The following is a 12,602-nucleotide window of genomic DNA, read 5'->3' as shown; positions in this document are numbered from 1 at the left end:
TTAAACTTATATTAAAAAGGAGTTTTCAAAAATGAAAATTTTTGATAAATTTAAAAATTTTAGTCAGGCGTTAAAAAAAACTAAAAATAATATTTCTGAAAAGATAAATGCTATATTCAGTTCCTCAAAACTTGATGATAATTATATAGAAAAAATAGAAGAAGTTTTAATAACATCAGATATTTCTTTTGAAGCATCAAGCGAAATAATAGAAGATTTAAGAAAAACGGTTGCAAAAGAAAAAGAATTGAATCCAGATAAGATTCAGAGTGCCTTGAAGAAAGTCGTTAAGGATAAAATATCTAAAGATTTTTCCCCTATTGATTTTAATAATAAAAAAACAATATTCTTAATTGTCGGAGTAAACGGCGCAGGCAAAACAACGACTGTCGGAAAGTTGGCGAATTTTTATAAGAATGAAGGAAGAAATGTTTTAATTGCGGCTTGCGATACATTTAGAGCGGCAGGTACAGAACAGATGGAAATATGGGGAAAAAAAACAGGTATTCCGGTAGTAGTCGGGAAAGAAAATCAGGACCCTGCTTCGGTGGCGCATGACGCATCTATAATGCTTAAAGAAAAGGATTTTGATGTCTTATTAGTTGATACGGCCGGAAGGCTTCATAATAAAAAACATTTGATGGATGAGCTTGCTAAAATTAAAAGAACTATTTCTAAAGCTGCCGGAATTCCGCCGCAAGAGACTATTATAGTTATAGATGCAAGTTTAGGACAAAATTCTATTGCGCAGATAGAACAGTTTAAAAAATTAATTGATGTTTCAGGTATAATAATAACCAAGCTTGACGGTTCTGCAAAGGGCGGTATAATCATAGATGCAATTTCAAAATTAGACCTTCCTGTAAGGTTTATAGGAACCGGTGAAACAATAGACGATATATCCGAGTTTTCATCTGAAATGTTTGTTGATAATATTTTTTAGATTTTTTTATAATTTTTTATATATTTAGATTTGCTTTTATAGTTTAATTTTTATATTATATTTAAAAAAATAAATAGCGGTTTATTTTTAAAAATTGCACTATTACAAAGATAAAATTTTATCAAAATTAATTTTAATTCTTAAGGATATTAATAATAATGGATTATAAAAATGCAGGCGTGGACATAGAAGCCGGAAAAATTGCGGTTAATTCAATATCAAATATAGTAAAAAGTACTTTCAGGGATGAAGTTGTGGATAATTTTGGGTCATTCGGCTCTCTATTTTCCCTCGCCAACTTAATTTTAAAATATAAAGAGCCCATTTTAGTATCAGGAACCGACGGTGTGGGGACAAAACTGAAAATAGCTTTTGACGCAAACAAGCATGATACAATAGGGCTTGACCTTGTAGCTATGAGTGTTAATGATATAGCTTGTCTTGGAGCAGAACCGCTTTTTTTCTTAGATTATATTTCTACCTCTAAATTAAATCCTGCGGCTATAAAAGAAATTATTACAGGTATTGCGGAAGGATGCAAAATTGCGGGTTGTTCTTTAATAGGCGGAGAAATGGCAGAAATGCCTTCTTTTTATAAAAATAACGAGTATGATCTTGCGGGATTTGCCGTGGGTATAGTTGACAAAAATTCAGTTATAAACGGTCTTAACATTAAAGAAGGTGATTCTATTATAGGCATTGCTTCGAGCGGTTTGCATTCAAACGGCTATTCCTTAGCGCGTAAGATAGTATTTGATTTGATGTCTTTAAGTATTGACGATAAATTTTTAAGCGACGGCACAACGCTGGCGGATGCTTTATTGGAACCGACTATTATATACTCGGGTCTTGTCGGCAAATTGGTAGAAAAATTTGAAGGAAGACTGAATATTAAGGGCGTAGCGCATATTACCGGAGGAGGTATTCCTGAAAATCTGGCAAGGATTGTACCGGAGGGGGTAATAGCCGAAATTGATAAAAATTCCTGGCAGCTGCCTGAGATTTTTAATATACTTAAAGAAAACGGAAAAATAGAGGAAGATGAATTCTATAAAGTTTTTAATTGCGGAATAGGTATGATAATAGTCGTTAATAAAGATTTTGAAGATGAAGTTATTAACTTTATCAATAATTTTAATAAGTTGAATTTTACAGATAACAGAAATAAAAAACTATACAAATCATTTAAAATAGGGAACATAGTTAAGTCTGACCGCATAGGAACAGATATTAAAGTAAAATTTATTTAAAATAAAAAAATATTGCAATGGAAGAAATTAAATTTTATTAAAAATAAAAATAAAAGTAAAAATATGAAAAATTTTCATAAAAATATAATAATACTCGCTTCAGGCAACGGAACAAATGCTGTTAATATAATTAATCATTTTTCAAATAAAAATACTTTATCCGATTCTAAATCATCCAATATCAGCATTAAGGCATTAGTATGCAATAACCGAGACGCTCCGGTACTCAATAAAGTAAAAAATATGAACGAGGATATAAAGATATGCTGCATTCCTTTCAACAAAGCAGCCGAAAGAGCTTCATTTGAAGAAGAATTGGCGGGTATAGTTGATGAATATAGAATTGATTATATTATACTTGCAGGTTTTATGAAGATATTATCCGATGATTTTGTATTAAAAAATTTAAATAAAATAATAAATATTCATCCTTCATTATTGCCTGCTTTTAAAGGAAAAAATGCTATTAAAGATGCTTTCGATTACGGAGTAAAAATAACCGGCGTTACCATACATTTTGTAATACCGGCAATAGATTCAGGTCCGATAATACTTCAGGAACCAGTTATTATTGAGGAGAATGATACCGTTGAACTTTTAGAAGAAAAAATTCACAAATTAGAGCATAAAATGTACATTAAAGCCATTGAATTGGTTTCATGCGAAAAGATAAAAATTGCGGATAAAAAAGTAAAAATATTTAAATAGCAATATTATAATAGCTAACATCTCGATATATTTATTTTTAACTTACTCCGCATAACTAAAAAAATTATTAATCTTCGTTGATAAACCTATAACCTGCGCCTCTTACAGTGTCTATAAATTTAACGGTTTTGTCTATCTCAATATTTGAGCGGAGTCTGCGTATATGTACATCTACTGTTCTTGGTTCCACGAATGAATCATTTCCCCATATATTGTCCAATAATTTTTCTCTTGAAAAAACTTCCCCTGCGTAAGTCATCAAAAATACAAGCAGTTTGAATTCGGTAGGACTCAGTTTTATTTCATGATTTTTAACTGTTACGCTATGCTTTGGTACATTGACGGTTATATTTTTAAAATTAAATTCACTTTGTTTTGATATCTTTCCGCTGTCTATGTCTATCAGGCGATTTGACGTATTTATATATGTTCTCTTAAAGATAGCTCTTATTCTTGCAATAAGTTCATTTACTGAAAAAGGTTTTGTCATATAGTCTTCTCCGCCGGCTTCGAATCCAAGGATTTTGTCCACTTCTTCCTGCTTGGCGGATAAAAATATAATAGGTATTGCGCTGATTACGCTATTAGCTTTAATTCGTTTGCAAACCTCATATCCCGTTAAATCAGGAAGCATTAAATCAAGGATAATTAAATCAGGTTTTGTTAATTCGGCGAAGTGTATGCCATCGTAGCCGTTTAAAGCAAATTGAATATTGTAGCCGTCTTTTGCGAGATTATATTTTAATAATTCTATAAGATCTATTTCATCGTCTATTACTAATATATTGCCTTTTATAGAATTATCGTTTGTCATAATTTAATTATTTATAAAATTATTTATAATAATTATATTTAATTCTTTTTAAAGAATGTATTAATTCTAAAACAAAATTTTATTATTGTCAAATTTTTATCGGTTTTTGCGCTATTTTATATTTTGGCTAAATGAATACTAAAGTCAGCGATTTTGATTTGTTGCCAATATTATAAATCTTTTGTTATAATATAAGCTATTTGTTAATTTTATATTAAGATTTTATATTCGGGTTAAATAATATTTTGAAAGCTTTTTTAAACAGAGAACAGGTATTTATTAAATTACGTTTAATATCTTACATAGGTATTGCCGTAAACGTTGTCCTGACAGTATTAAAATTTATTGTTGGAATAACGGGACAATCGGAAGCTCTTGTCGCAGACGGTTTTAATTCCCTTGCGGATATTTTTGCCGGTTTTGTTGTATATATATCTTTCAAAATTTCAAAAAAACCGCAGGACAAGGAACATCCGTACGGTCATGCAAAAGCTGAAATGATTGCCACTTTTATAGTAGCGTTAATCTTATTCGGTTTTGGTTTTTTTGTCGTTGCTATATCTGCATTAAAGCTATATTACGGTATTTCGGAAAAACCCGCTATTGATACGTTATTTGTCGCGCTGGCAACTATTATTATAAAAGAGATACTTTATTTATGGACGCTAAAATGGGGTCATTTGCTTAAATCAACAGGACTTATCGCAACTGCCTATGACCACAAAAGCGATGTAATGGCATCTGCCGCAGTTGTAATAGGCATAGTGGCGGCAAGACTGGGCTATACTTTTATGGACCCTCTTGCAGGTTTAATAGTGAGTATATTTATTTTCAGACTGGCTATAAAATTAATTAAAGAATCTGTCGGCAATCTTATGGATGAAAGCCCCCCCGCTTCGGTTGTCGCAAGAATCCGGAAAGTTATAAAAAATATTAAAGGAATAGAAGACATAACAGATCTCAGGGTAAGAAAATCCGGTCCGTATATATACGTTGACGTTAATATAGAAGTCGATTCTTCGTTAACCGTAAAAATGGCGCATGATATTGCAGAAACGGCAAAGGATGAACTTATTATGTCAAATCCTTATATAAATGATGTCATGGTTCACATTAATCCCTACGACAAAAATAAATATAGCCGTAAATTTTTAAAAATATAATTTATAAATTTAGCTTTGATGATAAAAATCATATTTTATTCATCAAAGTTGTTTTAATATTAAAACAATATACAAACAATATTGTATATATATTAAAACAATATACAAACAATATTGTATATAATTTTAATTTAATCCCTAATTCTGCAATAGAAAATGTTTATACATTTCTTTGCTCGGTTAAGCAACATATAAGGAAAAGGTGTCGGATCTTATTTTTTTGCATATGGAGTAGTTCAATTAACAAAGAAAATATTTGCAAAAAAATTAATCTGACACCTTTTCCGAGCAGATAATTTTCTATTGCAGGATTAAGGTTAATAATGATAATTTTGTAGAATTCAGATAGAATATACAATATAATACATATAAAACAATTAAGGAGGGGTATAAAAATGGATATTTATCTTCAAATAAAAAACAAAAAGGGAGAAATGTTCAAGATTGTTAATTTTAGCAGAGAAGAATATTTTTTATCCTACAAAGAACATCTCAGAAAAATAATTAATGAGAACGATTACCCTGTTTTTTTTAATGAGTTTAAAGCCGGCAATTATATGGACACTAAACAGATTAAATTGTTAATTAATGAAGTTAAAAATATTGCAAAAAAACTTGGTAAAGATCTCGAAGACTATAAAACCATGATTGAAAAAAGAAGTCAAATAGAAAATAATATTTTCGATCATTCATCGATTAAGAATATTATGCTCATAGGAAAAAAAAGATTGAAAGAGGCTGCGGATGAATTTGATGAGCAGGAGCTAAAGGAGCAGCTTGATTATATAGATGAAAATATTAAAAAACTTAATGAAGCAGAAGAATATTTAAATATTGAAAGAGGGAAATTAAAATTTTTATTTGATATAGAACTTTTATTTGATACTTTAATGGAAGCTAAAAATTGCTCATCCGGAATTTATCTCAAAACAAGCGGCACAGATTAATTAAGCATAACTCTTAAATAAGTAAGACGGTATAATATTGCGTATAATTGTTTAGTTCAAATAATTTTTTTTGAAATGTTAAATTCTTTTATTTTTTTTCTTAACGTATTTCTATTTATACCTAAGAGGTTAGAAGCTTTTATCTGGTTATTTTTTGATAAAATAAGAATTTCTTCTATAACTATTTTTTCAGTCGTTCCTATTATTGTTTTATAAACATCAGTTAAATTTGTGTCTTTAATTTTTTCAAGATAATTTTTTATCCTTTGTCTTATTATATCTTCGAAGGGGGTAGAATCATTATTTCTTTTGTCTGAAGGTTTTAAACTGTTAATGTTGGTTTCAGGGTTAATGATATCATAGAAATCTTCAGGTGTAAGCGTTGAATGGTGGGACATAATCATCGTCCTTCTTATCGCGTTTTCCAGCTCTCTGATATTGCCCGGAAAATTATGAGATTGTAAAAAAGAAAGAGATTCTTCATTTAACTGTTTGCCTGAGATGCCTAATTCTTTTGCAAATTTTTCTATAAAAAAATTTGCAAGAACCGGAATATCTGATTTTCTGTCTCTAAGAGGAGGAAGGGTAATTTCTATGACATTAAGCCTGTAATACAAATCTTCCCTAAATTTAGATTCTTTTATCATTGATTTCAGGTTTCTGTTGGTTGCAGCGATAATTCTCACGTCTATTTTAATCGATTTATTTGAGCCTACCGGTTCCACTTCTTTTTCCTGGATTACCCTTAATAATTTTGCCTGAAGGTCAAGAGGCATATCGCCTATCTCATCAAGAAAAATTGTACCGCCGTTTGCCTGAAGGAATTTTCCTTCCCTTTTTTCATTTGCGCCTGTAAATGACCCTTTTTCATGGCCAAAAAGTTCGGATTCTAACAAATCAAAAGGAACTGAAGGAGTATTGACCACTATAAACGGTTTTTTATTGCGTAAACTATTAAGATGTATTGCCCGTGCGACTAATTCTTTCCCCGTGCCTGATTCTCCGAGAATCAAAACAGTCAAACTGTTATGTGATAATTTTCCTATAGTTTTGAATATTTCTTGCATTACCTTAGATTTTCCTACTAATAGAGAATCAAGAATATCAATATTTTTTACATTAGTATTGTTTTGCGGCAATGCATCTAGTTCGTCTTTTCTTATTTTTTTGATTATTCCTACTATTTCTTCCACGTCAAACGGTTTAGTTATATAATCGTATGCCCCTTTTTTCATAGCATCTATGGCATTGATCATAGTATTCTGAGCAGTCATTATTATAACGTTAGGGGGATTCGCAAGTTCTCTTGAATAAGATAATATTTCCATACCGTTGATCTTAGGTATTCTTATATCAAGAAAAACGGCAAAATAATTATATTCGTTTATAAGCTGAAGCGCCGCTTGCCCTTCTGATGCCGTATCAATGATAAATTCGTCCTCTAATAATTTCTTTAATACGAAAACTATACTTTCTTCATCATCTACAATTAAAATTCTTTTTTCTCTTTTAGTCATATAAATATAAATAAATTAACCGTAGGCCGGATAATTATTAATATTAATAAAATAAACAGTTATTAAATTAATTAAATAAAATATATATTAACATCTTCAAATGCCTTAATTTCAGTAGTTTCTTCAGGTATGGAAATAATAGAATTAATATGGGCGAAAGAACTGATCATTGCAGGACCTATTTTTTTATATACCTCAGAATATAAGCATCCCTTTTCGATAAACGTTCTTGCAGGCAGAAATTCTCTCCTATTGTGTTTTTTATGGAAAGCGGAAGTTATTTTCGAAATTGCCGAGGAGTTAAATAAATTATAAGAATTATTTAAATTAAGCTGTTTTTCTATGAAAGGTTTTATAAAAACAATCAAACAAACAAAAAATGCGACTGGGTTTCCGGGGACTATAAAAATAGGAGTTTTGTCTATCAGACCAAAAGAAAAGGGTTTAGCCGGTTTCATTGCGACCTGTCTGAATTTAATTTTTAGACCCAGTTCCATTAAAGCCTTTTCGGTAAAATCTTTTTCTCCGAAGGAAGCGCCTGCAGATGTAATTATAATTTTGCTTGTAATAAGAGCGGCTTCCAATTCTTTTTTTATTGCGGATAATTTATCTTTGCATATTACATTTTTTAATATGCGGCAGCCGTTATTTGACATAAAAGATTCCGCCATTATCCCGTTGGAATTAATTACTTTACCGTATTTATAAGTTTCGTTTATGGATATAATTTCATTGCCGGTAGAAATTATAGATATGGGAATATTATCGTATGCTCTGATTTGTTTAACGTTACAGGCGGCAAGCAGCGCTGCCTGCGTGTATGACAATTTTGTATTTTTTGGGATGATGATGTCGTTTTTTTTAATATCCTCGCCTTTTAATCTTACGTTCGAACCTTGTTTTACAGGCGAGTCTAAAAGTAAAAAATTATTTTCCGTTTTTGTTTTTTCAATCGGAATCACGGCATCAAAATTAGCCGGCATATATCCGCCGGTCATAATTTTAACTGCTCCGTCCGTCTCAATTGTATGTTTGTTTAAACTTCCGGCGTATATTGTATTTTGATTTATTTTTAATTTTATTACAGATTCTGGATGTGCTTCTTCGGTAAAATTAGATTTTAGCGCATATCCATCCATAGCGGAATTGTTTTCAGAAGGAAAATCTATTTTTGATTTAATATCCGACGAACATATGCGCCCAGTGCTTTCAGAAGACGGAATTAAAGCAGTATTAACTTTAATTTTAGTTGATAGTATAATATTTAAGGCATCGTCAAAATTAATCATAAATTTATTTATTATAGTGTATATTTTAGTTTATTTTTAAAACTTGTCCCGGATAAATTGAATTTTGGTTTTTTAGATTATTATAAGCCATTATAGATTTCACCGACGAATGATATTTAGCCGCTATCGCGTACAGAGAATCGCCGAATTTTACCTTATATTCGATAAGCTTTTTATTAATATTAGTGTTTTTAGCGTCAAATTTAGTATCGGCATTAAGGTTGTTGCTATAATTGCTTGTAAGATATATTTTTTCGCCGACGTGTATGTTTGAATTATTAATATTGTTTATATTTTTAATTGTTTGCAATGATATATTATAAGTTTTCGCGATACTCCATAATGTCATGCCCGGTTTTACCGTTATATATTTTTTTTGCAAGTTTACAGGTCTTACTAAACTATTGCCGCCATTACCAGGAATAAGCAATTTTTCGCCCACATTAATTAAAGAATATGAACTTAAATGATTGTCTTCTTCTAACGTATTAAGCGAAACACCATATTTTAAAGCGATTGAATCCAGAGTATCGCCGGGCTGCACTGTATAGTAAAAGCTTGAATGGCTTTGATTTGAACTGTAGCTATTATTGCCGCCATTACCAGGAATAAGCAATTTTTCGCCCACATTAATTAAAGAATATGAACTTAAATGATTGTCTTCTTCTAACGTATTAAGCGAAACACCATATTTTAAAGCGATTGAATCCAGAGTATCGCCGGGCTGCACTGTATAGTAAAAGCTTGAATGGCTTTGATTTGAACTGTAGCTATTATTGCCGCCATTACCAGGAATAAGCAATTTTTCGCCCACATTAATTAAAGAATATGAACTTAAATGATTGTCTTCTTCTAACGTATTAAGCGAAACACCATATTTTAAAGCGATTGAATCCAGAGTATCGCCGGGCTGCACTGTATAGTACCAGCTATTTAGCGGTTTCTTATAAGATACATTGACGACCTTAGGAGTCTGAGGAATATATTGTCTTATATCTTTAAAATTATGTTTAAAAATTTTTAATTTATCTGCAGGTATATTTAATAAAAAATGAGGATCATCAGGAGGCGTAACTCCTCGTAATATATCTGGATTTAGCTTCCATAAACTATTTTCAGATATTTCTGCGCATTTAGCAAGCGCAAATAAGCTGACCGAAAACGGCACTTTAACCTGCGCAAATTTTATAGGTTTCTCATATTTTAAATTTTTAAATCCAAAATTTTGCGGGTCTTTTGCGATTATTGCCGCAGCTACTATTTTCGGAACATATCTTCGTGTTTGCCCCGGCAGCAGATAAGGTTTGTTTTGGGATATTGTCCAAAAATTACCTCCGGGATAAAGAGACAGCGCTCTTTCTATTGTCATTTGACCTGAATTATATGCGGCAGCTGCTAAATACCATGAGCCGAATGTATTAAATAGATTTTTTAAATATTCCCCTGCCGCATAAGTTGACTCTATAGGATTTCTTCTTTCATCCACCCACCAGTTAATCGTTAAACCGAATATTCTGGCAGTTGAAGGAATAAACTGCCACATGCCGCTTGCGCCTGCATATGAATAAGCCGTTGGAGAAAATCCGCTTTCCACCATTGCCAGATATGCTAAATCATTAGGCAAGCCGAGTTTTTTAAAAACAGATTTTATCATAGGGATATATCTTTCGGATCTTTCCAGCATTTCTTTAAAAACACCCCTGCCTGTATTTTGATAAAAGTGAATATAATGGATAATTTCTTTATTGATAATCATAGGAAAAATATGAGAGGCATTAGAGAAAGCTTTACCGCCTGTATTTAAAAGTCCAGAGTTGTTTAATACAGTATTTTTAATTTTCCTATCGTTAATTTCTCGTTGATAAACTTTTTTGTGCTTTTTGTGTCTGCCACTAACTTTCTTTTTAATATTATTATATGCGACTTTTAGTTTGCCTGGGGTAACGGTTAGCAGAACAGATTGCTTTTTATGTTTAAGTTTATTATTTTTAGGAGCGTTAATTTTAGAAACGTTGTCAAAATTAACCTGAATTATATTTGACGCAGCAGGTTGGATTTTTACCGCAGCGCCGTAAGAATTACCGGTAATAAAAAAAAGATAAAAAGCAATGGCCAAGAAAGCGGATATAAATAATGCGAAGTTAAATAGAACGTTCCTTAATATTAATATATAGTTTAATTTTAAGTTCATAAGAAAATCTCCTGATAATATCAATTTATTAAAAATAAAAAAATATACTTTTACTCTGCGGCTGTGATACGGCAGATGACTTTAATATTTAATATTTATATTTTTTATAATTCTATGATATTCTTTATTTTTTTATTGTTATATAAATTTCATACCCGCATAGATTATAGATTATAAATTATATAATAATAATGTAGAAAGTCAAAGTTAAATTATATAAAAATATACAATATTTTCAAATATGCGTTGCTTAATTCTTGACAATTCAAGAGAAATTTGATTTAGTATTATTGTGATAGCAGTGTAATATGTTTATTCTTAATATTATAATATATTATAATTTTTTAAATCAAATTAAAATATATAAAAATATAAAATATAGTTAATAAACAAAAAAATAATCATTAAAAATGAGGGGTTTTAAAGATGCAGAAAAAATATCTGTTAGCACCGGGACCTACGCCAGTTCCAGAGCGCGTACTGGCGGAGATGTCGCTTCCAATTATTCATCACAGAGCACCTGAATATTCTGTTGTATTGCAAGAAGTAAGAGACAATTTAAAGTATCTATTTCAGACGAAAAATGAAGTTTTAATCTTTACGTCAAGCGGTACCGGTGCAATGGAAGGGTGCGTATCAAATTTGCTTTCTAAAGGCGACCATGCTATAGCAGTAAGAGGCGGGAAATTTGGAGAAAGATGGTTTGATATCTGCAAAGCATATTCTGTTAACGTTCAGGCACTTGATGTAGAATGGGGGCATGCAGTTTCTCCAAAGGCTATAGAAGATGCGCTGAATAACGACCCTGAAATTAAAGCTGTGTATATTCAGGCTTCTGAAACATCCACGGGAGTATACCATCCTGTAAAAGAAATAGCCGAAATAGTAAAAAAAAGAGCTAACACAATACTGGTAGTTGATGCCATAACAGCCCTCGGCGTGGTTAATATTCCTCAGGACGAATGGGGTATAGATGTCGTGGTTACCGGCTCCCAAAAGGCTCTTATGCTTCCTCCCGGACTTGCTTTTGCTTCACTAAGCGAAAAAGCATGGTCTTTTGTTGAACAATCAGATTTACCCAAATATTATTTTAATTTTAAAAAAGAAAAGAAATCTTTAGAAAAGAATCAAAATGCATATACGCCTAATGTCCAGCTTATTGTTGGACTGAGGGAAGTTTTAAAAGAAATTAAAGAGGAAGGATTAGAACATGTGTTTAAGAGGCATGCGAGTTTAGCGAATGCCACAAAAAAAGCGGTTCAGGCTTTAGGTTTAAAATTATATCCCGTCGATGAACCCTCTAATGCGCTCACGGCTGTTTGGGCGCCTGAAGGTATAGATGCCGGAAAGATTACTAAATTAATTAGAGAAAAATACGGCATAACTATAGCAGGCGGACAGGATGCAGTTAAAGGCAAAATATTCAGAATTGCCCATTTAGGATATGCAGGCTGTTTTGATGTTATAACGGTTATTTCAGCATTAGAAGCAGTATTGAAAGAACTCGGCTATAAATTTGAATCTGGTGCCGGACTGAAAGCAGCTCAAGAGGCTCTCTTCGGCGCATAATTATCAATAATATTTGTTTAATTTATTTTATTAAATAAATGCAGTATAAAACCGATATAAGCGCAGGAATACAGTGTTCCTGCGTTATGTTGTTTTTTATCTGCGGGCGTTTGATGAAAGCGCTAAAAATAATAAAATAAATAGATTTTCATATTCATTTCTCATTTAGTGCAGTTTTATTGTCATCGTAATAAATAAATTCGGAGGAGAC

Annotated in this window: 10 protein-coding genes; 6 read left to right on the top strand and 4 right to left on the bottom strand. The window is 31.4% G+C overall.

All coding sequences use genetic code 11. The annotated features are described in order from the left end of the window. The first annotated feature begins 31 nt into the window (after nt 1–31). The 3 genes from ftsY to EVJ46_01805 all read left to right on the top strand — a co-directional run bounded on the left by ftsY (nt 32) and on the right by EVJ46_01805 (nt 2,901). Entirely contained in the window at nt 32–943 is a 912-nt protein-coding gene (gene ftsY, locus EVJ46_01815) for a signal recognition particle-docking protein FtsY (protein ID RZD16998.1), read from the top strand. A 158-nt stretch (nt 944–1,101) separates the two neighbouring features. After that, nucleotides 1,102–2,193, top strand: coding sequence for a phosphoribosylformylglycinamidine cyclo-ligase (locus EVJ46_01810; protein ID RZD16997.1), 1,092 nt, complete (start codon nt 1,102–1,104; stop codon nt 2,191–2,193). Between the two features lie 63 nt (nt 2,194–2,256). Next, nucleotides 2,257–2,901 carry a phosphoribosylglycinamide formyltransferase gene (locus EVJ46_01805; GenBank protein RZD16996.1) on the top strand — a complete coding sequence of 215 codons (645 nt, stop codon included), beginning with the start codon at nt 2,257–2,259 and terminating at the stop codon, nt 2,899–2,901. A gap of 67 nt (nt 2,902–2,968) precedes the next feature. Here the strand turns inward: EVJ46_01805 and EVJ46_01800 are convergent, their stop codons facing one another. Beyond that, nucleotides 2,969–3,715 (bottom strand): response regulator, encoded by a 747-nt coding sequence (locus EVJ46_01800; protein ID RZD16995.1) that lies wholly within the window; start codon nt 3,713–3,715, stop codon nt 2,969–2,971. Nucleotides 3,716–3,939: 224 nt separating this feature from the next. Between EVJ46_01800 and EVJ46_01795 the strand changes: the two genes are divergently transcribed. Beyond that, nucleotides 3,940–4,878, top strand: coding sequence for a cation transporter (locus tag EVJ46_01795; protein RZD16994.1), 939 nt, complete (start codon nt 3,940–3,942; stop codon nt 4,876–4,878). Nucleotides 4,879–5,273: 395 nt separating this feature from the next. Next, nucleotides 5,274–5,825 (top strand): hypothetical protein, encoded by a 552-nt coding sequence (locus EVJ46_01790; protein RZD16993.1) that lies wholly within the window; start codon nt 5,274–5,276, stop codon nt 5,823–5,825. A gap of 56 nt (nt 5,826–5,881) precedes the next feature. Here the strand turns inward: EVJ46_01790 and EVJ46_01785 are convergent, their stop codons facing one another. The 3 genes from EVJ46_01785 to EVJ46_01775 all read right to left on the bottom strand — a co-directional run bounded on the left by EVJ46_01785 (nt 5,882) and on the right by EVJ46_01775 (nt 10,822). Further along, nucleotides 5,882–7,342: a sigma-54-dependent Fis family transcriptional regulator gene (locus EVJ46_01785; GenBank protein ID RZD16992.1), complete on the bottom strand. Its 1,461-nt coding sequence runs from the start codon at nt 7,340–7,342 to the stop codon at nt 5,882–5,884. Nucleotides 7,343–7,413: 71 nt separating this feature from the next. Beyond that, a complete protein-coding gene (locus EVJ46_01780; protein ID RZD16991.1) occupies nt 7,414–8,631 on the bottom strand; it encodes a molybdopterin molybdenumtransferase MoeA in 1,218 nt (405 codons plus the stop codon). 25 nt (nt 8,632–8,656) lie between these two features. Continuing rightward, the gene (locus tag EVJ46_01775; GenBank protein ID RZD16990.1) at nt 8,657–10,822 is read right to left on the bottom strand and encodes a LysM peptidoglycan-binding domain-containing protein; all 2,166 of its coding nucleotides are present in this window, start codon (nt 10,820–10,822) and stop codon (nt 8,657–8,659) included. 426 nt (nt 10,823–11,248) lie between these two features. On the opposite strand from EVJ46_01775, the gene EVJ46_01770 reads away from it, so the two are divergent. Further along, nucleotides 11,249–12,391, top strand: a complete 1,143-nt coding sequence (locus EVJ46_01770) for an alanine--glyoxylate aminotransferase family protein (protein RZD16989.1) — start codon at nt 11,249–11,251, stop codon at nt 12,389–12,391. Nucleotides 12,392–12,602: the final 211 nt, after the last annotated feature.

It is taken from the genome of Candidatus Acididesulfobacter guangdongensis (assembly GCA_004195045.1).
Taxonomy (GTDB): domain Bacteria; phylum SZUA-79; class SZUA-79; order Acidulodesulfobacterales; family Acidulodesulfobacteraceae; genus Acididesulfobacter; species Acididesulfobacter guangdongensis.
This window is presented reverse-complemented; position numbering and strand designations above follow the sequence as displayed.